This is a genomic window from Ramlibacter sp. (assembly GCF_028292805.1).
GTDB lineage: Bacteria > Pseudomonadota > Gammaproteobacteria > Burkholderiales > Burkholderiaceae_C > Ramlibacter.
Genome location: NZ_JAQGLS010000181.1, coordinates 1 through 20254, shown reverse-complemented (window position 1 = coordinate 20254; position 20254 = coordinate 1). Strand labels below are relative to the sequence as shown.

The 20254-nt window shown below is 69.1% G+C and carries 25 protein-coding genes; 17 read left to right on the top strand and 8 right to left on the bottom strand.

Annotated features, from left to right (window positions below; all coding sequences use genetic code 11):
• Positions 1–2 precede the first annotated feature (2 nt).
• A complete protein-coding gene (locus JWP65_RS11215) occupies positions 3–140 on the bottom strand; it encodes a hypothetical protein (protein WP_299763701.1) in 138 nt (45 codons plus the stop codon).
• A 223-nt stretch (positions 141–363) separates the two neighbouring features.
• On the bottom strand, positions 364–786 hold the full coding sequence (arsC, locus tag JWP65_RS11210) for an arsenate reductase (glutaredoxin) (RefSeq protein ID WP_299763699.1): 423 nt from the start codon (positions 784–786) through the stop codon (positions 364–366).
• 44 nt (positions 787–830) lie between these two features.
• On the opposite strand from arsC, the gene JWP65_RS11205 reads away from it, so the two are divergent.
• The gene (locus JWP65_RS11205; protein WP_299763697.1) at positions 831–1814 is read left to right on the top strand and encodes a nitronate monooxygenase family protein; all 984 of its coding nucleotides are present in this window, start codon (positions 831–833) and stop codon (positions 1812–1814) included.
• A gap of 75 nt (positions 1815–1889) precedes the next feature.
• On the opposite strand, the gene waaF is transcribed toward JWP65_RS11205, so the two are convergent.
• The 5 genes from waaF to radA form a co-directional block, all read right to left on the bottom strand.
• A complete protein-coding gene (waaF, locus tag JWP65_RS11200; RefSeq protein WP_299763695.1) occupies positions 1890–2873 on the bottom strand; it encodes a lipopolysaccharide heptosyltransferase II in 984 nt (327 codons plus the stop codon).
• 111 nt (positions 2874–2984) lie between these two features.
• Positions 2985–3206, bottom strand: coding sequence for a zinc-finger domain-containing protein (locus JWP65_RS11195; RefSeq protein WP_299763693.1), 222 nt, complete (start codon positions 3204–3206; stop codon positions 2985–2987).
• Positions 3207–3208: 2 nt separating this feature from the next.
• On the bottom strand, positions 3209–4147 hold the full coding sequence (locus JWP65_RS11190) for a branched-chain amino acid transaminase (protein WP_299763691.1): 939 nt from the start codon (positions 4145–4147) through the stop codon (positions 3209–3211).
• A 39-nt stretch (positions 4148–4186) separates the two neighbouring features.
• On the bottom strand, positions 4187–4609 hold the full coding sequence (locus tag JWP65_RS11185) for a glycerate kinase (RefSeq protein ID WP_299763689.1): 423 nt from the start codon (positions 4607–4609) through the stop codon (positions 4187–4189).
• A 10-nt stretch (positions 4610–4619) separates the two neighbouring features.
• A complete protein-coding gene (gene radA / locus JWP65_RS11180; RefSeq protein WP_299763687.1) occupies positions 4620–6005 on the bottom strand; it encodes a DNA repair protein RadA in 1386 nt (461 codons plus the stop codon).
• Between the two features lie 99 nt (positions 6006–6104).
• Here radA and hpaR point away from each other — a divergent pair, with 99 nt between their 5' ends.
• Genes hpaR through JWP65_RS11120 form a run of 12 tightly spaced genes read left to right on the top strand, consistent with a single transcriptional unit; the run spans position 6105 to position 15311 of the window.
• Positions 6105–6539 carry a homoprotocatechuate degradation operon regulator HpaR gene (gene hpaR, locus JWP65_RS11175; protein ID WP_299763685.1) on the top strand — a complete coding sequence of 145 codons (435 nt, stop codon included), beginning with the start codon at positions 6105–6107 and terminating at the stop codon, positions 6537–6539.
• Positions 6536–7159, top strand: a complete 624-nt coding sequence (locus tag JWP65_RS11170; protein ID WP_299763683.1) for a fumarylacetoacetate hydrolase family protein — start codon at positions 6536–6538, stop codon at positions 7157–7159. Before hpaR ends, JWP65_RS11170 begins: the two co-directional genes overlap by 4 nt.
• On the top strand, positions 7156–7905 hold the full coding sequence (locus JWP65_RS11165) for a fumarylacetoacetate hydrolase family protein (protein ID WP_299763680.1): 750 nt from the start codon (positions 7156–7158) through the stop codon (positions 7903–7905). Before JWP65_RS11170 ends, JWP65_RS11165 begins: the two co-directional genes overlap by 4 nt.
• Positions 7902–9359: a 5-carboxymethyl-2-hydroxymuconate semialdehyde dehydrogenase gene (gene hpaE / locus JWP65_RS11160; RefSeq protein WP_299763678.1), complete on the top strand. Its 1458-nt coding sequence runs from the start codon at positions 7902–7904 to the stop codon at positions 9357–9359. The genes JWP65_RS11165 and hpaE overlap by 4 nt, the downstream gene beginning before the upstream one ends.
• A 1-nt stretch (position 9360) precedes the next feature.
• A complete protein-coding gene (gene hpaD / locus JWP65_RS11155; protein WP_299763676.1) occupies positions 9361–10224 on the top strand; it encodes a 3,4-dihydroxyphenylacetate 2,3-dioxygenase in 864 nt (287 codons plus the stop codon).
• A 10-nt stretch (positions 10225–10234) separates the two neighbouring features.
• On the top strand, positions 10235–10639 hold the full coding sequence (locus tag JWP65_RS11150) for a 5-carboxymethyl-2-hydroxymuconate isomerase (protein ID WP_299763674.1): 405 nt from the start codon (positions 10235–10237) through the stop codon (positions 10637–10639).
• 5 nt (positions 10640–10644) lie between these two features.
• Positions 10645–11445: a 2-oxo-hept-4-ene-1,7-dioate hydratase gene (gene hpaH, locus JWP65_RS11145; protein ID WP_299763672.1), complete on the top strand. Its 801-nt coding sequence runs from the start codon at positions 10645–10647 to the stop codon at positions 11443–11445.
• A gap of 12 nt (positions 11446–11457) precedes the next feature.
• Positions 11458–12267: an HpcH/HpaI aldolase/citrate lyase family protein gene (locus JWP65_RS11140; protein ID WP_299763670.1), complete on the top strand. Its 810-nt coding sequence runs from the start codon at positions 11458–11460 to the stop codon at positions 12265–12267.
• A gap of 7 nt (positions 12268–12274) precedes the next feature.
• Positions 12275–13054 carry a class II aldolase/adducin family protein gene (locus JWP65_RS11135; protein ID WP_299763668.1) on the top strand — a complete coding sequence of 260 codons (780 nt, stop codon included), beginning with the start codon at positions 12275–12277 and terminating at the stop codon, positions 13052–13054.
• Positions 13055–13058: 4 nt separating this feature from the next.
• The gene (locus tag JWP65_RS11130; protein ID WP_299763666.1) at positions 13059–14033 is read left to right on the top strand and encodes a 2-dehydropantoate 2-reductase; all 975 of its coding nucleotides are present in this window, start codon (positions 13059–13061) and stop codon (positions 14031–14033) included.
• A 22-nt stretch (positions 14034–14055) separates the two neighbouring features.
• Positions 14056–14412: a type II toxin-antitoxin system VapC family toxin gene (locus JWP65_RS11125; protein WP_299763664.1), complete on the top strand. Its 357-nt coding sequence runs from the start codon at positions 14056–14058 to the stop codon at positions 14410–14412.
• Entirely contained in the window at positions 14409–15311 is a 903-nt protein-coding gene (locus tag JWP65_RS11120; RefSeq protein WP_299763662.1) for a DMT family transporter, read from the top strand. The genes JWP65_RS11125 and JWP65_RS11120 overlap by 4 nt, the downstream gene beginning before the upstream one ends.
• 225 nt (positions 15312–15536) lie before the next feature.
• Here JWP65_RS11120 and alr read toward each other — a convergent pair whose 3' ends face one another.
• Positions 15537–16634, bottom strand: a complete 1098-nt coding sequence (gene alr / locus JWP65_RS11115) for an alanine racemase (protein WP_299763661.1) — start codon at positions 16632–16634, stop codon at positions 15537–15539.
• Between the two features lie 107 nt (positions 16635–16741).
• Here alr and lplT point away from each other — a divergent pair, with 107 nt between their 5' ends.
• From lplT to JWP65_RS11095, 4 genes are all read left to right on the top strand, one after another.
• Positions 16742–18025 (top strand): lysophospholipid transporter LplT, encoded by a 1284-nt coding sequence (gene lplT, locus JWP65_RS11110; protein ID WP_299763659.1) that lies wholly within the window; start codon positions 16742–16744, stop codon positions 18023–18025.
• Positions 18025–18930 (top strand): EamA family transporter, encoded by a 906-nt coding sequence (locus JWP65_RS11105; protein ID WP_299763657.1) that lies wholly within the window; start codon positions 18025–18027, stop codon positions 18928–18930. The genes lplT and JWP65_RS11105 overlap by 1 nt, the downstream gene beginning before the upstream one ends.
• A 4-nt stretch (positions 18931–18934) precedes the next feature.
• The gene (locus tag JWP65_RS11100; RefSeq protein WP_299763655.1) at positions 18935–19435 is read left to right on the top strand and encodes a glutathione peroxidase; all 501 of its coding nucleotides are present in this window, start codon (positions 18935–18937) and stop codon (positions 19433–19435) included.
• A 41-nt stretch (positions 19436–19476) separates the two neighbouring features.
• A partial coding sequence (locus JWP65_RS11095) for a tripartite tricarboxylate transporter substrate binding protein (RefSeq protein ID WP_299763652.1) occupies positions 19477–20254 on the top strand: 778 nt, incomplete at its 3' end.

Genomic DNA, 20254 nt, shown 5'->3' with positions numbered 1-20254 from the left:
CGTCACTCACCCAGGCCCGGAGGCACACCGGAGGGGGATGCCGTCCCAGCCGCGCCCGGAATCGCGGTCAGGCGTCGCACATCGACGTCGATGGACAGGAGCATGAATTGGCGCAATGCCAGCGGATCGACGTCTTGCATGGGGCGTCAAAGTCCACGCGAGACAATCGGTGCCGACGATGACTCGCAGTTCCCGATCTTCATCGTTGTCCTTCCAGAAGCTGGAAGTATGGACCGGAGCTCAACAGCGGACAATGCAGTGAAAAGGCTTCCTCAGGCCTGTTCAATCCATGCGAACGAGGCCTTTTTGATACCTCGGACAGCTGGACATGGATCAGCCTGATGCCCGGCAACCCAGTTGAATTCAGCCCCGCCGCTTGCCGCTGTCAAACACCTGTTCGCCATCCGACTTGGTGAACGGCGCCAACGGCCCCACCGGCAGGATCTCCAGCACTTGTTCCGACGGCCGGCACAGCCTGGTGCCCAGCGGCGTCACCACCACCGGGCGGTTCATCAGGATCGGATGGGCGACGATGAAATCCAGCAACTGCTCGTCGCTCCACTTAGCGTCCGCCAGGCCGAGCTCGGCATAAGGCGTTCCCTTCTCGCGCAGCAGACCGCGCGCCGGAATGCCCAGCGCGGCCACCAGCTCGCGCAACCGCTCCTTGGAGGGCGGCGTCTTCAGGTACTCGACCACTTCGGGTTCGAGGCCGGCGTGCCGCAGCAGGGCCAGGGTGTTGCGCGAGGTGCCGCAGGCGGGGTTGTGGAAGATGGTGATGGCGGGCATGTCGGCATTGTCTGCGCGGCCCGGCCGGGCGCACAATGCGCCGCATGAAAATCACCGAATCCCGCTTTTGCCGGCGCTTCGCGCTGGACACCGCCATCGCGCTGGCGCCGATGGCGCTGGCCAGCGGCGGCGCCCTGGCCGCAGCCAGTGCCCGCGCCGGCGCGCTCGGCCTGGTCGGCGGCGGCTACGGCGAGCTGGCCTGGACCCAGCGCGAATACGCGCTGGCCCTGCAGCAAGGGCCACGCGAGCGGATCGGCTGCGGCTTCATCACCTGGAAGCTGGACGAGGACGCCTCGGCGCTGGACTGGGCGCTGGAGCACAGGCCGGTCGCCGTGATGCTGTCGTTCGGCGATCCGCGGACCTATGCGGGCCGCATCGCGCGCAGCGGCGCGGCGCTGATCTGCCAGGTGCAGCGCCTCGAGCAGGTGGCGCAGGCGGTGGAGGCCGGCGCCACGGTGATCGTGGCGCAAGGCGGCGAAGCCGGCGGCCACGGCATGAACGGCTTGAACAGCCGCGCCACCATCACGCTGGTGCCGGAGATTGCCGACTGGCTGGCGGCCCGCTCGCCCGGCACCTTGCTGCTGGCTGCCGGCGGCATCGCCGATGGCCGCACGCTGGCGGCGGCGCTGGTGCTGGGCGCCGACGGCGCGCTGGTCGGCTCGCGCCTGTGGGCGACGCGCGAAAGCCTGGCGCCCGAAGGCGCCAAGCAGCAGGCCGTGCAAACCACCGGCGACGGCACGGCCCGCAGCGAAGTGTTCGACATCCTGCGGCGCAAGAACTGGCCGGCGCCGTACGACTTTCGCGCCATCCGCAACGACCTGCACCGCCAGTGGGAAGGGCGCATCGAGGCGCTGCGCGCCGACCCCGCAGCAGCCCGCGCCGCCTACGACGCCGGCGTGACAGCCGGCGACTTCAGCCGTGCCCACGCGACGATCGGCGAATCGGTGGCGTTGGTGCGCGACCTCCCGCCGGCCGAAGAGATCATCGCGCGGATGACGCGCGAGGCCCAGGCGCTGCTGGGGGACTGACGCTCTGTCGGTGTGCAGCCTGCCGCGCCCCGCACGGCCGCCGATGGTGCGCAGCCTGGCTGCACACGCCACGGATCAGGGATGCAACAGTGTCCGGACCCGCTGCGGCGTGACGTCGTGCAGGCAACGCAAGTGCCCCAGCGGGCATTCGCGCTGAAAGCAAGGCGAGCAATCGAGCGGCGGCAAGTAGTCGGGATCCTGCTTGAGCCACACCACCTGCGCCCGCGGGTTCAGCGGCGGCGTGTGCAGCGGGCTGGACGAGCCGAACAGCGCCACCTGCGGCGCGCCGAAAGCGGCGGCCACGTGCATCAGGCCGGAATCGTTGCTGACCACGTTGCCGGCGCCGGCGATCAGGGCGAACGCCTCGTCCAGCGAAGTCTGGCCGGCCAGGTTGCGGCAGTCGCCGCCGGCCTGCGCCCGGATCGCTTCGCACAGCTGGGCCTCCTTGCCCGAGCCGAGCAGCAGCACCGGCTGCGCCAGTTCCTGCGCCAGCGCGCCGAAGTGCGGCCAGCGCTTGGCCGGGCCGTACTCGGCGCCCGGCGCCATCACGACGTAGCCGCCGTCAACCAGGCCGTGCTGGCGCAGCACCTGGGCGATGAAGCCCGGGTCCAGCTGCAGCCGCGGCGTGTCCTGCTCGATGCCGGGCTCGCCCGCCAGCGCCGAATAGAAGGCCACCATCGGCGGCTTGCCCTTGGGGTTTTTCAGCCGGTGCGTCAGCAGGCCGACGCGCGACTCGCCCAGGTAGCCGATCCGGCGCGGGATGCCCGCCAGCAGCGGCAGCAGCGCGCTCTTGAGGGAATTGGGCAGCACGTAGGCGCTGTCGAAGCGGCCGTGCAGCTGCTTGCCCAACGCCCGCCGCTCGCGAAACTGCAGCCCGCCGTGGCGAAACGGCAGCTCGATCACCTGCGCCACCTGCGGCATGGCGCGGTAGACCGGCGCCACCCAGGGCAGCGCCCCCACCGCCAGCTGTTCGCCGCGCGCGTGCAGGCGGCGCAGCAGCGGCTCGGTCATCACCGCGTCACCGATCCATTGGGGGGCGATGACGAGAGCGCGCGTCATCGGTGCTGAACCGGTGCGCCTTCGCCAGCGGTCACCGCGGCACCGGCTCGGCCGGGCCGCTGGTGGCGCTCCCTGGAGGGGGCGGCGGCCGCAGGTCGCTGCGGGGGGGAGTCAATGTGCGCCGCCGAAATGCTCGCCCTCTTTGAGCTGGTAGACCGTGCCGCAGTACGGGCACTTGGCGGCGCCGCTGCCGGCGACGTCCAGGTACACCCGCGGGTGGCTGCTCCACAGCTTCATGTCCGCCTTGGCGCTGGGGCAGAAGATGCCGCCGTTGCCGTTCAGGTCCTTGGCCACCAGTTCCACCACGGTGTCCTTGCGTGCCGTCGTCGTCATGCTCAGACCTTGGTCAGCCAGTGGGCGTACTTGGGATTGCGGCCGTTGACGATGTCGAAGAAGCCGTTCTGCAGCTTCTCGGTGATCGGGCCGCGGCGGCCGATGCCGATCTCCACGCGGTCCAGTACGCGGATCGGCGTCACTTCGGCGGCGGTGCCGGTGAAGAAGGCTTCGTCGGCGATGTAGACCTCGTCGCGCGTGATCCGCTTTTGCACGATCTCCAGGCCCAGGTCTTTGGCGATGTGGAAGATCGTGTTGCGGGTGATGCCGTTGAGCGCGCCGGCCGACAGGTCGGGCGTGTAGATCACGCCGTCCTTGACCACGAACACGTTCTCGCCGGCGCCTTCCGACACGAAGCCCGAGCTGTCCAGCAGCAGGGCCTCGTCGTAGCCGTCGTCCACCGCTTCCATGTTGGCCAGGATCGAGTTGCTGTAGTTGCTGACCGCCTTGGCCTGCGTCATGGTGATGTTGACGTGGTGCCGGGTGTAGCTGGAGGTCTTGACGCGGATGCCGCGCTGCAGGCCTTCCTCGCCCAGGTAGGCGCCCCACGGCCAGGCCGCGACCATCAGGTGGATCCGGTTGCCCTTGGGGTTGACGCCCAGCTTCTGCGAGCCGATCCAGACCAGTGGCCGCAGGTAGCACGACGCCAGCTTGTTGGCCTTGACGACCTGCTTTTGCGCCTCGTTGACCTGCTCCTTGGAGAAAGGCATGGGCATGCGCAGGATCTTGGCGCTGTTGAACAGTCGGTCGGTGTGCTCCTGCAGCCGGAAGATGGCGGTGCCGTCCACCGTGTCGTAGGCCCGCACGCCCTCGAAGGCGCCGCAGCCGTAGTGCAGCGTGTGGCTCAGCACGTGGATCTTGGCATCGCGCCATTCGACCAGCTCGCCGTCCATCCAGATCTTGCCGTCACGGTCGTCCATCGAGGGGGCTTGCGCGCTCATGAGAGTGTCCTTCTGCGGGTTCGCTTCAAACCGGTGATTTTACGGTGCCGGCGGAACGCCTTGATCAGGCTCGGCCGGCGGGCGCACCAGCTCCCAGCGCACCAGCTTGCCCAGGCGGAACTCGCAGGTGACGTGCGAGCCCGAGTTGTCGGTCCATCGGTAGACCTCGGGCTGCTCGCCCTTGGGGCTCAGCTGCTCGCCGATGGCCCGCGTCATGGCCACCACGTGCAGCAGGTTGACCTTGAGCTGCAGCTTGGCATTGAGCATGACGGCGCTGTCGGTGTAGCCCACGGGCCGCTCGGAGGCGCGCTGCAGCACCTTCATCAGGCGGGTGAAGTGCAGCAGCATCCACATGACGATGCCGCTGGCGGCGAACGCCACCCCGGCCCAGCCGGCGGCCCGGTAGCCGACCACCACCACCACGACGCCCACGATGGGCAGGACGATCTTCTGAAAATTCATGGGGGGATTGTCAGGCCAGCCCGCGCACGACCTCCAGCGCCTCCTCGATCCGCTCCACCGGATGGATCGTCAGCCCCTCGAATTCGCGGGCGCCGCGGCCGCCGGCCTTGGGCGCATTGGCCTTGGGCACGACCGCCACGGAAAAGCCCAGCTTGGCGGCCTCGCGCAGCCGCTCCTGCCCGCGCGGGGCCGGCCGCACCTCGCCGGCCAGCCCGACCTCGCCGAACGCCAGGAAGCCCTTGGGCAGCGCCTTGCCGCGCAGCGACGAGGTGATGGCCAGCATCACGGCCAGGTCGGCCGCCGGCTCGCTGATGCGCACGCCGCCGACCGCGTTGACGAACACGTCCTGGTCCATGCAGGCCACGCCGGCGTGCCGGTGCAGCACCGCCAGCAGCATGGCCAGCCGATCGCGGTCCAGGCCCACCGAGAGCCGGCGCGGGCTCGGCCCGCCGCTGTCGACCAGGGCCTGGATCTCCACCAGCAGCGGCCGCGTGCCTTCCAGCGTCACCATCACGCAGCTGCCGGGCACCGGCTCGCTGTGCTGCGACAAGAAGATGGCGCTGGGGTTGGCCACGCCCTTCAAGCCTTTTTCCGTCATGGCGAAGACGCCGATCTCGTTGACGGCGCCGAAGCGGTTCTTGATGGCGCGCACCAGCCGGAAGCTCGAATGCGTGTCGCCCTCGAAATACAGCACCGTGTCGACCATGTGCTCCAGCACCCGCGGGCCGGCCAGCGCGCCTTCCTTGGTGACGTGGCCGACCAGCACGATGGTGGTGCCGCCGGACTTGGCGGCCCGCGTCAGGTGGGCCGCGCATTCGCGCACCTGCGCCACCGAACCGGGCGCCGACGTCAGCTGGTCGGAATACACGGTCTGGATCGAGTCGATCACCGCCACCGCCGGCTGCTGGGAGGCGATGGTCCCCAGGATCTTGTCCAGCTGGATCTCGGCCAGCACCTTGACCTGGGACCGGTCCAGCCCGAGGCGGCGCGAGCGCAGCGCCACCTGGGCGCCGCTTTCCTCGCCGGTGACGTACAGCGTGCTGGCGCCGCTGCGCTGCAGGCCGTCCAGCGCCTGCAACAGCAAGGTCGACTTGCCGATGCCGGGATCGCCGCCGATCAGGATCACGCCGCCTTGGACGATGCCGCCGCCGAGCACCCGGTCGAGCTCGTCGATGCCGGTGGGCGTGCGCGGCACCTCGGCCGCCTCGATGTCGGACAACACCGCCACTTCCGACACCGGCGCCAGCGAGGCGAACCGGTTGCGGGCCGTGCCGGCCGGCTCGGCCACGCCTTCGATCAGGCTGTTCCACGCTCCGCAGTTGGGGCACTTGCCCTGCCACTTGGGCGTGCTGCCGCCGCACTCGGTGCAGCTGAATACCGTCTTGTCCTTGGCCATGGGGCAGGAGTCTAGGGGTTGGGGGCTACGGGTTCTGGATTCTCCCTAGACCTAACCCCTAGACCCTGGCGTCGCGTTCATTTAACATGTTAAATAACCATGCCGGCAACCACCTTCGTCCACCGCAACCTGCCCCGCCTGCTGCTGCAGGCGCGCGAGTCGGTGATGGCCCACACCCGCCCCAGCCTGCGCGAGCACGGCCTGTCGGACCAGCAGTGGCGCGTGCTGCGGGTGCTGGGCGAGCACGGCACGGTGGACACCGGCCGGGTGGCGCGCGAGGCCTACATCCTGGGCCCGAGCCTGACCGGCGTGCTGGCCCGGATGGAGCGCGACGGCCTGATCCGGCGCCAGCGCGATGCGGCCGACCAGCGCCGCACCAGCGTGGAAGCGACGGCCAAGGGCCTGCAGATGGTGGCGCAGCTGTCGGACACCATCGAAACCCACTACCAGTGGCTGGAACAGTCGCTGGGCAAGCAAAAACTGGAGCAGCTCTATTTGCTGCTCGACCAACTGATCGCACTGGAGCAGCCATGAAGCCTCCCGCACGCGGCACCGTCTACGGCACGCTGATGAATTTCAGCGGCGAGCTGGCGGCGCTGGGCACCAAGATGAACGAAGCCCCGTACCAGGCGCCGCCGCAGGCGCCGGTGCTGTACGTGAAACCGGCCAACACCTTCAGCGAGAACGGCGCCGTCATCCGCCTGCCGTCGGGCGTGACGGAAGTCGAGGTCGGCGCCACCGTGGCCATGGTGATGAAGTCGGCCACCGAGGTGGCCGGTTACCTGCTGCTCAACGACCTGTCGGTGCCGCACGAGAGCTTTTTCCGCCCGCCGGTGAAAGCCAAGTGCATCGACGGCTTCCTGGGCATCGGCGACCGCATCCGCGCCCGCAACGAGGCGGGCGATCCGGCCGTCTTCAAGCTGGAGGTGCGCATCAACGGCGAACTGAAACAGACGGTGCACTTTTCGCAGCTGGTGCGCCCGGCCGACCGGCTGCTGGCCGACGTCAGCGAGTTCATGACCCTGGGCCCGGGCGACATGCTGATGCTGGGTTGCGACGTCGGCCGCCCGCGCGCCAGGGCCGGCGACCGGATCGACATCACCATGCCGGCCCTCGGCACCTTGAGCAACACCCTGGTGGCGGAGGCCGCATGAAGCACGCCCGCGTGATGATGGACGGACTGGTGCACGGCGCCACCGAGCGCGATGGCCAGCTGCTGCTGGACGACGGCCGGCTGGTCACCGAGCACGCCGTGCAATGGCTGCCGCCGCTGTCGGCGGTGGAGCGGCCGCGCACCATCCTGGCGCTGGGCCTGAACTACGTCGACCACGCCAGGGAGCTGGAGTTCAAGCCGCCGTCGGAACCACTGGTGTTCCTCAAGGGCGAGCGCGCCCTGAACGGGCATCGGCAAACCACCCGCCGCCCGGCCGGCGTGCAGTTCATGCACTACGAATGCGAGCTGGCCGTGGTGATCGGCAAGACCGCCAGGAAGGTCAGGCGCGACGACGCCTACGAGTTCATCGCCGGCTACACCGTGGCCAACGACTACGCCATTCGCGACTACCTGGAAAACTGGTACCGCCCCAACCTGCGGGTGAAGAACCGAGACGGCGCCACGCCGCTGGGCCCGTGGCTGGTGGACCGCGCCGACGTGCCCGACCCGATGGCGCTGGCGCTGCGCAGCACCGTCAACGGCCAGGTCACGCAGTCGGGGAGCACCAGCGACATGATCTTCGACGTGCCGTTCCTGGTCGAGTACTTCTCGGCCTTCATGACGCTGAGCCCGGGCGACCTGATCCTGACCGGCACGCCCCACGGCGTGGTCGACTGCAAGGTCGGCGACGTCGTGGTCACCGAAATCGAGGGCCTGGGCGCCCTCATGAACACCATCGCAGCATGAGAATCGACCACCTGATCGCCGGCAAGAGCGTTGCCGGCAGCGACTACTTCCAGACCCTCAATCCGGCCACGCAGCAAGTGCTGGCGCAAGTCGCTTGCGGCGGCGAAGCCCAGGTGCATGCCGCGGTCGCCGCCGCCAAGCAAGCGTTCCCCAAGTGGGCCGGCCTGGCCGCGACCGAACGCGCGAAGCTGGTGCGCAAGCTGGGCGACCTGATCGCCGCGCACGTGCCGGCGATCGCCGAACTGGAGACCAACGACACCGGCCAGGTGATCGCGCAGACCGGCAGGCAACTGGTGCCGCGGGCGGCCGACAACTTCTACTACTTCGCCGAGATGTGCACCCGCGTCGACGGCCACACCTACCCGACGCCGACCCACCTGAACTACACGCTGTTCCACCCGGTCGGCGTCTGCGCCCTGATCTCGCCGTGGAACGTGCCGTTCATGACCTCGACCTGGAAGGTCGCGCCGTGCCTGGCGTTCGGCAACACCGCGGTGCTCAAGATGAGCGAGCTGTCGCCGCTGACGGCCGCGCGCCTGGGCGAGCTGGCGCTGGAAGCCGGCATCCCGGCCGGCGTGCTGAACATCGTGCACGGCTACGGCAAGCAAGCGGGCGAGCCGCTGGTGCGGCATCCCGACGTGCGGGCGATCTCGTTCACCGGCTCGACGGCCACCGGCAACCGCATCGTCAAGGAAGCCGGCTTGAAGAAGTTCAGCATGGAGCTGGGCGGCAAGTCGCCGTTCGTGGTGTTCGACGACGCCGACCTGGACCGCGCGCTGGACGCCGCGATCTTCATGATCTTCTCCAACAACGGCGAGCGCTGCACCGCCGGCAGCCGGATCCTGGTGCAGAAGTCGATCTACGCGGGCTTCGCTGCAAAGTTCGCGGCCCGCGCCGGACGCATCGCCGTGGGCGATCCGCTCGACGAAAAGACCATCGTCGGCCCGATGATCTCGCCGGCCCACCTGGCCAAGGTGCGCGGCTACATCGAGCTGGGCACCAGGGAAGGCGCGACCTTGCTGTGCGGCGGCCTCGAGCTGCCGGCGCTGCCTGACCGCGTGAAGAAAGGCAACTACGTGCTGCCGACCGTGTTCGCCGACGTCGACAACCGGATGAAGATCGCGCAGGACGAGATCTTCGGCCCGGTCGCCTGCCTGATCCCGTTCGACGACGAGGCGGACGCGATCCGCATCGCCAACGACATCCAGTACGGCCTGTCCAGCTACGTGTGGACCGAGAACATCGGCCGCGCGCACCGGGTGGCGGCGGCGGTGGAGGCCGGCATGTGCTTCGTCAACAGCCAGAACGTGCGCGACCTGCGCCAGCCGTTCGGCGGCACCAAGGCCTCGGGCACGGGACGCGAAGGCGGCACCTGGAGCCACGAGGTGTTCCTGGAGCCGAAGAACGTGGCGGTGTCGCTCGGCGGCCACCACATCCCGCATTGGGGAGTTTGAGATGGGCACGCTCGCGCTTGCGGCCAAGATCACCCACGTGCCGTCGATGTACCTGTCGGAGCTGCCGGGGCCCAACTTCGGTTGCCGCGACGCCGCCATCGCCGGCCACAAGGAAATCGACCGCCGCTGCCGGGCGCTGGGCGTGGACACCATCGTGGTGTTCGACGTGCACTGGCAGGTCAACAGCGAGTACCACATCAACTGCGGCCCGCGCTTCGAAGGCAACTACACCAGCAACGAGCTGCCGCACTTCATCAAGAACATGCCGTACGCGTACCCGGGCAATCCGGGTCTGGGGCATTTGATCGCCGACATGGCCAACGAGATGGGCGTCAAGAGCCGCGCCCACTCCGACACCACGCTGGAGCTGGGCTACGGCACCCTGGTGCCGATGCGCTACATGAACGCCGACCAGCACTACAAGGTGATCAGCGTCAGCGGCTGGTGCGACTGGCACGAGCTGCACGAGTCGGCCCGCTTCGGGCTGGCGGTGCGGCGCGCCATCGAGCAAAGCTACGACGGCACGGTGGCGGTGTTTGCCAGCGGTTCGCTGTCGCACCACTTCGCCGACAACGGCCGCGCCCCCGAGTTCATGCACAAGGTCTACGACCCGTTCCTGGAACAGGTGGACCACCGCGTCGTCGAGCTGTGGAAACAGGGCGACTGGAAAACCTTCACCGGCATGCTGCCCATGTACGCCGACAAGTGCTGGGGCGAAGGCGACATGCACGACACCGCCATGCTGCTGGGCATGCTGGGCTGGGACCGGTACCAGGCGCCGGTGGAGATCGTCACGCCTTACTTCGGCAGCTCGGGCACCGGTCAGATCAACGCGATCTTCCCGGTGACGCCGCTGGCCGACTGAGGCACAAGCCATGCCGCATTGCGTCATCCTCTACACGCCCAACCTCGAAGGCAAGGCCGACGTCGCCGGGCTGTGCCGCAAGCTGGCCGACGCCATGCTGGCCATCCACGACGAAGCAGGCAAGCAGGTGTTCCCCACCGGCGGCACCCGGGTGCTGGCCTATCCGGCCGCGCATTACGCGGTGGCCGACGGCAAAGGCGACTACGGCTTCATGTACCTCAACCTGCGCATGGGCGTCGGCCGCAGCGCAGCCGTGCACCGGGACGCCGGCGACCGGCTGATGGCGGTGGTCAAGGCCCACGTCGCGACGATGTTGCAGAGCGAGCACGTCGGCGTGACGCTGCAGATTGACGAAAGCCCGGGCCAGGTGTACGACGGCAAGCACAGCACGCTGCATCCGCTGTTCAACAAGTGAGCTCCATGCTGACCGCCCGACAGATCGACGAACTCGCCACCGAACTGCATCGCAGCGAACAGTCGCGCGTGCAGGTCGAGCACTTTTCCAGGCGCTTTCCCGGCATGACCGTGGACGACGGCTACCAGGTCGCGCGCGCCTGGGTCGCCATGAAGATCGCCGAGGGCCGCCAGGTGCGCGGCCACAAGATCGGCCTGACCTCGCGCGCCATGCAGATCTCCAGCCAGATCGACGAGCCGGATTTCGGCACGCTGCTGGACGACATGTTCTTCGAGGCCGGCGACATCCCCATCGAGCGCTTCATCGCCCCGCGCGTGGAGGTCGAGCTGGCCTTCGTGCTCAGGCACAAGCTGCAAGGCGAGCAGGTCTCGGTCGAGGAGGTGCTGGCGGCCACCGAGTACGTGACGCCCGCCATCGAGATCATCGACGCTCGCATCGAGCAGATCGACCGCCACAGCAAGGCGATGCGCAAGGTGCAGGACACGATCAGCGACAACGCCGCCAATGCCGGCATCATCCTGGCCGGGCACAAGGTGCATCCGCGCGAGGTCGACCTGCCGTGGTGCGGCGCCATCCTGCGACAAAACGGCGTGGTCGAAGAAACGGGCCTGGCCGCCGGCGTGCAAGGCCATCCCGCCGTGGGCGTCGCCTGGCTGGCCCGCAAGCTCGCTCCCTGGGGCGAATGCCTGCAGCCTGGCCAGGTGGTGCTGGCCGGATCGTTCACGCGGCCGGTGGCCGCCAGGCGCGGCGACCGGTTCGACGCCGATTACGGCAGGCTCGGCCGCTTCCAGTTCCAGTTCGTCTGAAGGAATCACAGCATGCAAACACCCGTCAACCCATTCAAGCAGGCCCTGGCCGAACAACGCGCCCAGATCGGCCTGTGGTGCGGCCTGGCCGACCACTACACCACCGAGATCTGCGCCGGCGCCGGCTTCGACTGGCTGCTGCTGGACGGCGAGCACGCGCCCAACGACCTGCGCTCGCTGCTGCAGCAGGCCCAGGTGGTGGCCGCCTATCCCGGCACGCACGCGGTCGCGCGCATCCCCATGGGCCACGGCAACGTCGGCCAGGCCCTGATCAAGCAGTACCTGGACCTGGGCATCCAGACCCTGCTGGTGCCGATGGTCGACACCGCCGAACAGGCGGCGGCGCTGGTGCAGTGCATGCGCTACCCGCCGCTGGGCATCCGCGGCATGGGCGGCGCCCGCGCTTCGCGCTGGGGCCGCATCCCGAACTACGGCAAGGACGCCAATGCCCAGGTCTGCCTGCTGGTGCAGGCCGAAACCCGCGAAGCGATCGCCAACCTGGACGCCATCATCGCCACCGAAGGCGTGGACGGCGTCTTCATCGGCCCGGCCGACCTCTCGGCCACCCATGGTCACGTCGGCAACCCCGGCCATCCGGACATGGTCAGGCTGATCGAGGACAGCATCACCCGCATCGTGCGCGGCGGCAAGGCGGCCGGCATCCTGACCCCGGACGAGACGCTGGCCCGCCGCTACCTGGAGCTGGGCGCCACCTTCGTCGCCGTCGGCCTGGACAACAACCTGCTGGTGCGCCACACGAGCGCGCTGGCGGCCCGCTTCAAGAGCGACGTGCAGGTCGCGCCGGCCGGCAAGACCTACTGAGCGAGCCATGAACGCCGTCCCGCAGCGTGCGCCCGACATGCACCCCCACGAGTGGCAGGCGCGGGTCGAACTGGCCGCCGCCTACCGCATCTTCGACATGCTCGGCTGGGTCGAGATGATCTACAACCACATCACCATCCGGCTGCCGGACAGCGTGACGGGCGGGGCCAGGCAGTTCCTGATCAACCCGTTCGGGCTGCATTACTCCGAGGTGACGGCCAGCAACCTGCTCAAGATCGACGTGCAGGGCAACAAGCTCGACGCGGACAACCCGTGGCCGGTGAACCCGGCCGGCTTCACCATCCATGCAGCCATCCACGACCAGGTGGAGGGCGCGCATTGCGTGATGCACACCCACACCACCAACGGGCTGGCGGTGGCCTGCACCGAAAGCGGACTGGCGCAGAACAACTTCTATTCCGCCCAACTGCACGGCATGGTGGCGTACCACGACTTCGAGGGCATCACCATCCATGCGCAAGAGGCGCCGCGGCTGCTGGCCAACATGGGCAGCAAGCCGCTGGTGATCCTGCGCAACCACGGGCTGCTGGCGGCCGGGCCGACTTTGCCGTTGACCTTCGTGCGGCTGTGGACCTTGCAGCGGGCCTGCGACGTGCAGGTGACGCAGGCGCCGCTGGGGCGGGCGATTCCGGTTCCCGAGCCGCTGGCGGCCAGGATGACGCACGACTCCTTCCAGTTCGACCAGCGCTTTGGCGCCGGCCAGGACGTGTTCGATGCGATGACGCGGCTGATGGAACAGCGCTGCGGCACCGGCTACAAGACTTGATGCCATGAAAGCATGCATCTACGGCGCCGGCGCCATCGGCGGCTGGATCGGCGTGCGGCTGGCGCAGGCCGGCTGCGACGTCAGCGTGGTGGCCCGTGGCGCCACCTTGCAGGCCCTCCAGCAGCACGGCCTGCGGCTGGCCAGCGGCGGCGAGACGGCGGCGGTGCCGGTCCAGGCCAGTCCAGCGCCGGCCGAGCTGGGCCCACAAGACCTGGTGGTGCTCGCCGTCAAGGCGCCGGCGCTGGCCGACGTGGCGCGCGCGATCGGGCCGCTGATCGGCGCCGACACCATGGTGCTGACGGCCATGAACGGCGTGCCCTGGTGGTTCTTCGACGGCTTCGGCGGCGCGCTGCAAGGCACGCGGCTGCAGGCGGTGGACCCCGGCGGCGCGATCGCCCAGGCGATCCCGGCGCGCCACATCATCGGCGGCGTGGTGCATGCCAGCTTCGCCTTGCGCGAGCCCGGCCTGGTGCAGCACAACTTCGGCAACAAGATCATCGTGGGCGAACCTTCCGGCGCCCAAACCGACCGCGCGCAGCGGCTGGCCACGCTGCTGGAGCGGGCCGGCATCGAGGTGGCGCTGTCGGAGCAGATCCAGCGCGACGCCTGGTACAAGCTGTGGGGCAACATGACGGTCAATCCGGTCAGCGCCTTCACCGGCGCCACCACCGACCTGATCATGGAGGACGAGCTGGTGCGCGAGTTCATCTCGCGCGTGATGCTGGAGGCGCGCGAGATCGGCGGCCGCATCGGCATCCCGATCGAGCAGCTGCCGGACGACCGTCACCAGGTCACCCGCAAGCTCGGCGCCTTCAAAACCTCGATGCTGCAGGATGTGGAGGCCGGCAAGCCGGTGGAGATCGACGCGCTGGTGACGGTGGTCAAGGAACTGGGCGCGCTGACCGGCGTGGCCACGCCGTTCACCGATGCGCTGCTGGGCCTGAGCCGGCTGCACGCCCGCGTCCACGGCCTGTATTGACTCCACGCTTGACGCACCCCCGATGCGGAGCCAGGATCGATTTTGGAGCTGTGCTGGAGCCGATGGCCATCATCGAGCGCGCCACGCAGGACGACCGAGCCGCTGCCTGACGCTCAAGAAGCACGGGCAGAACTGGTCGCGCGATTCCATCGCCAGCGCGCTTGACGACGACAGCCAGTACCGGATCGAACTGCGCGAGACGGATCCCCCAGGCCAGTTTGCGCTGGCGCTGCGCTACAAGCTCACGGCCTGCGATGCGGCCTATCTCTGGCTGGCCGCCGAACTGAAGGCGCCGCTGGCCACGTTCGACGAGAACTTGGCGCCAGCGGCGCGAGCCCATGGCGCCAGCCTTTCTGGCCCTCCCGGCGGCGGCCAATGACAACTTCCAAGGCCATCAGCGGCGCGGCCTTCGCCACGCTGCTGCTGATCGCGCTGATGATGGGCGCCAACCACGTGGCGGCGCGGCTCGCGTTCAACAACGGAGTGGACGTGGCCACGGCGGTGGTGTTTCGCAGCGTCATCACCGCCGCGGTGCTGGCCGTGCTGATCGCCGTGCAGGGCGTGGCGCTGCGCTTCTCGCCCCGGCACAAGCGCATGCTTCCCGTCATCGGCCTGCTGATCGGGGTGCAGAGCCTGTGCCTGTATTCGGCCGTGGCCCGGCTGCCGGTGGCGCTGGCGTTGCTGGCCTTCAACACCTACCCGATCTGGGCCGCGCTGTGGTCGGCCATCGTCTACCGCAAGCCACCGGAAAGGCCGCTGCTGCTGGCGATGCCGGTGATCCTGGTGGGCCTGGCGCTGGCGCTGGACGTGTTCGGCGCCACCTCGGGCCTGGGCGCCTCGGACCAGTGGGCGCGCATCGGCGCCGGGGTGGCGTTCGCGCTGGCCGCGGCGGCCACTTTCGCGCTGGCGATGGTGATGACGCAGCACGAAGCCGGCGACGTCGACGGCCGGGTCCGCACGGCCACCACCATGGCGGTGGCCGGCCTGGTCGCGCTGGCCACGGTCACCACCCAGGGCGGCTTCCACCTGCCCACGGCGGCCGCCGGCTGGGGCGGGCTGGTGGCGCTCACGCTTCTTTACGGCACGGCCTTCACCGTCATGTTCACCGTGCTGCCGCGCCTGGGCGTGGTCGGCAACTCCGCCATCATGAACGTGGAGCCGGTGTTCGCGCTGGGGCTGGCCTGGCTGATCCTGGGGCAAGCGATCGCGCCGGTGCAGGTGCTGGGGGCGCTGCTGGTGGTGGGGGCGGTGATGGTGCTGGGGTTGCGCAAGCGCTGAGGCTCCGGCCAGGTCAGCACGAACCGAGGCACGGGGATCGGCTTCTCAGCCAATCAACGAAGCGCTGCTCTTCATCGATGGTCCAGACACGCTTGCCTAGCGTGTCTGGACCGCGAATCCACCGTTGAGGCAACACGCGAACAGCGACCGGACGCGGCCAACTGGGATCGTTAGGTTCTGCAACCGGTTACTTGCCAGGTCTTGGTTCCTGGAACCGTGTTGCCGCTACTCCGCCACCACCACCGGCACCCGCTGCGCCAGCGCGCACATCAGCTCGTAGCTCAAGGTGCCGGCGCTGGCCGCGACCTCGTCGATCGGCAGCACCGCGCCGTTGCCCGCCCGGCCCCACAGCGTCACCTGGCTGCCAAAGCCGGCCTGCGGCACCGGCGTCAGGTCCACCGCCACCATGTCCATGCTCACGCGCCCGACCAGCCGGGTGCGCACGCCCTCCACCAGCACCGGTGTGCCGGTGCTGCAGTGGCGCGGGTAGCCGTCGGCATAGCCGCAAGCGACCACGCCGATGCGCAGCGGCGCGGCGGCAGTGAAGCTGGAGCCGTAGCCGACCGTGTCGCCCGGCTGCAGCTGCTGCACCGCCAGGATGCGGCTGGCCAGCGTCATGGTGGGCTGCAGCTCCCAGTGCGCAGCGTCATGGTCGGGGAAATCGGGGGCGCTGCCGTACACCGCGATGCCGGGACGCACCCAGTCGCCGCGCGCCCGGGGGTCGCCGGCATGGCGCAGGGTGGCCGCGCTGTTGGACAGCGAGCGCTCGCCGCTCAGGTCGCGGCTGGCTTCCTGGAACAGCGCCAGCTGGTGCTCGATGCCGCGCGCGCCGTCGGCATCGCTGAAGTGCGTCATCAGCGAAATCTCCTCGACCTGCGGCAGCGCGGCCAGCCGCGACCAGGCCGAACGAAAGCGTGACGGCCGGTAGCCCAGGCGGTTCATGCCAGAGTTCATCTTGAGGAACACGCGGTGCGGCACCTGGGTCTTGTGGGCCGCCAGCATGTCAATCTGCTCGTCGCAATGCACCGCGTGCCACAAGCCCAGTCGCGAGCACAGCTCCAGGTCGCGCGGCTCGAACACGCCTTCCAGCAGCAGGATCGGGCCGCGCCAGCCCAGGGTCCGGACGCGCTCCGCTTCCGCCAGGTCGAGCAAGGCGAAGCCGTCGGCGCCGGTCAGTGCATCGAACACCCGCTCGATGCCGTGGCCATAAGCGTTGGCCTTGACCACGGCCCAGATCCGCGCGTCCGGCGCGGCGCGGCGCATCCGCGCCAGGTTGTGGCGCAGGGCCTCGGAATGGATGGTGGCCAGGATGGGACGCGGCATGGCACCGGATTTTGTCATTACCCAGCGTGATATAACCCCGCATCGCTTGGAGACAGCAAAAATTTGACGGGCCTTCCGCCTCCTGATCCCGCCCCAACACGCATCGGATGAAGCGCGGTTTCTACACCATCATGGCGGCGCAGTTCTTCTCGTCGCTCGCCGACAACGCGCTGTTCATTGCCGCCGTTGAATTGCTCAAGTCGGAGAAAGCTCCGACTTGGCAGGCCGCTGCGCTGGTGCCGATGTTCGCCCTGTTCTACGTGGTGCTGGCACCTTTCGTGGGCGCGTTCGCGGACGCGATGCCCAAAGGCCGGGTCATGTTCGTCAGCAACGCGATCAAGGTGGTGGGCTGCCTGGCCATGCTGTTCGGCATGCATCCGCTGCTGGCCTACGCCATCGTCGGCCTCGGCGCCGCCGCCTATTCGCCGGCCAAGTACGGCATCCTGACCGAGCTGCTGCCGGCCTCGCAGCTGGTCAAGGCCAACGGCTGGATCGAAGGCCTGACGATTGCCTCGATCATCCTGGGCATTTTGCTGGGTGGCCAGCTGGTCGGAACCGCGGTGGCCAGCAAGCTGCTGGCGCTGGACTTCCCGATCTTCGACAGCGGCATCGACACCGCGCCCGAGGCCGCGATCTTCCTGCTGATCTTCCTGTACGCGGTGGCCGCCTGGTTCAACACGCGCATTCCGCACACCGAGGTGGAGATGCGGCCGATCCCCAAGAACCCGCTGGAGCTGGTGCCCGATTTCTGGACCTGCAACTCGCGCCTGTGGCACGACAAGCTGGGCCAGATCTCGCTGGCCACCACCACCTTGTTCTGGGGCGTGAGCGGCAACCTGCGCTACATCATCCTGGCCTGGAGCGCCGCCGCGCTGGGCTACAGCACCACCCAGGCGTCCACGCTGACCGGGGTGGTGGCGCTGGGCACGGCGATCGGGGCCATCGCCGCCTCGGTCTACATGAAGCTCGACCGCGCCACCTCCGTCATGCCCATGGGCATCGCGATGGGCGTGCTGGTGATCGCGATGAACTTCATCGACAACGTCTGGGTGGCCGCGCCGTTTCTGATCGTGCTGGGGGCCCTGGGCGGCTTCCTGGTGGTGCCGATGAACGCCTTGCTGCAGCACCGGGGCCACAACCTGATGGGCGCCGGCCGCTCGATTGCCGTGCAGAACTTCAACGAGCAGGCCTGCATCCTGGGGCTGGGCGCGTTCTACAGCCTGTCGGCCGGGCTGGGCATGTCGTCGTTCGGCGCCATCACCGCCTTCGGCGTGGTGGTCGCCGGCGTCATGTGGATCATCCAGCGCTGGCACAAGAGCAACTGCATCAAGCACAAGGACGAGGTCGACCACCTGCTGGCGATCGCCCGCCAGGACAACCCGCACGGTTGATGAAGCCGCCCATCACGGCCCGCGCCGCGCCGGTGCTCGCACTGGTCTTGAACGCCCTCGTCTGGGGCCTGTCCTGGTGGCCGTTCCGCCAGCTGCAGGACCAGGGCCTGCATCCCCTGTGGTCCACCTGCCTGATCTACCTGGTGTCGCTGGCCTGCCTGCTGGCGCTGCGGCCGCGCGCCGCCGCCGGCTGCAAGGAGCGCCCGCTGCTATGGCTGCTGGCGCTGGCCGCCGGCCTGACCAATGTGTGCTTCAACTGGGCCGTGACCATCGGCGACGTGGTGCGGGTCGTGCTGCTGTTCTACCTGATGCCGGCCTGGTCCGTGCTGCTGGCTTGGCTGCTGCTGGGCGAAAAGCCCACCGCTGGCGCTTTCGCGCGGCTGCTGCTGGCCCTGGCCGGGGTGGCGCTGGTGCTGTGGACGCCGGGCGCCGGCTGGCCCTGGCCGCGCACCCTGGCCGACGGGCTGGCGCTGGCCGGCGGCTTTTGCTTTGCCCTGACCAACGTGCTGCTGCTGCGCCTGAACCAGGCGCCGGCGGAGTCTCGCGCGCTGGCGATGTTCGGCGGCGGCGCCGTGCTGGCCGGAACCGTCGCCGCCATCGGGACCGTCCAGGGCGCGCTGCCCGCCGTGCCGGCCCTGGCCCCGGCGACGCTGCTGCTGGCGCTGCTGCTGGCGCTGGGCTTTCTGGCCGGCAACCTGGCGCTGCAGTACGGCGCCGCCCGGCTGATGGCCCACACCACGGCCTTGGTGCTGCTGTCGGAAGTGGTGGTCGCCGCCTTGTCCTCGGTGGCGCTGGGCGCCTCGCGGCTGGCACCGGGTGTGCTGGCCGGCGGGCTGCTGGTCCTGGCGGCGGCGGCGTGGTCGGCCTGGCCCGCGGCCGCGCCGGCACCCGCGGGCGCACAATGAAAGCATGGCCACCCTCTACGACTTCGACGCCGTCTCCATCGACGGCCAGCCGGTCCACCTGGCGCAGTACCGCGGCCAGGCGCTGCTGATCGTCAACACGGCCAGCGCCTGCGGTTTCACGCCGCAGTTGGGCGGGCTGGAGGAACTGCACCAGAGCTACGGCGAGCGCGGGCTGGTGGTGCTGGGCTTTCCCTGCAACCAGTTCGGCGCCCAGGACCCGGGCAGCAACGCCGAGATCGGCGCCTTCTGCCAGCGCAACTACGGCGTCTCGTTTCCCATGATGGCCAAGATCGCCGTCAACGGCGCCGACGCCCACCCGCTGTACCGCTGGCTGACCGCGCAAGCGCCAGGACTGCTCGGCTCCAAGGCGATCAAGTGGAACTTCACCAAGTTCCTGGTCGGCAGGGACGGCCAGGTGCTCAAGCGCTATTCGCCGCAGGATGCGCCGGCGAAGCTGGCCAAGGACATCGAGGCCGCGCTGGCCACGCCGACGACAGCGGGATAGCCCGATTGCCGCGCACCGTGCCTCCATGGCAAGCTGCGCACATGAACAAGCGTCACCTCCTGCGCCTGAGCGCGCTGGCCTTTCCCGCCCTGCTGCTGGCCGTGCCCGGCCTGGCCCAGGATTTCCCGCCCAAGAAGGCCATCTCCATGGTGGTGGGCTTCGCGCCCGGCGGCGCGGCCGATGCCGCCGCCCGCCTGATCGCCAAGAAGCTGGGCGAGAACATCGGCCAGACCGTGGTGGTCGAAAACAAGGCTGGCGCCGGCGGCAACATCGCCCACCAGCAGGTGGCGCACGGACCGGAAGACGGCTCGGTGCTGCTGTTCGGCTCGATCGGTCCGCTGACCATCGCGCCGCACATGATGAAGCTGGCCTACGACCCGTTCAAGGACCTGGCGCCGCTGTCGGGCGGCGTGTACTTCCCGAACGCCCTGGTCGTGAACGCCAACGCGGGCATCAAGAACCTGGCCGACTTCGTGGCGATGGCGAAGAAGGAGCGCGACAGCGTGAGCTATGCGTCGACCGGTTCCGGCTCGGCGTCCCACCTCGCGGGCGAGCTGTTCGCGCAGCGCGCCGGCGTGGAGATGGTCCATGTGCCCTACCGCGGCGGCGCGCCGGCCATGCAGGACTTGCTGGGCGGCCGTTTCACCGGCTACTTCGCGGCGCCGGCAACGGCCTTGCCGCACATCGAGAGCGGCAAGCTGAGCCCGCTGGCCACCACCGGCCCGACGCGCCCCGCCTACCTGCCCAACATCCCGACGATCGCCGAATCGGGCTTCCCGGGTTTCGAGGCGCTCAACTGGTACGCAGATCGGAAGAGCA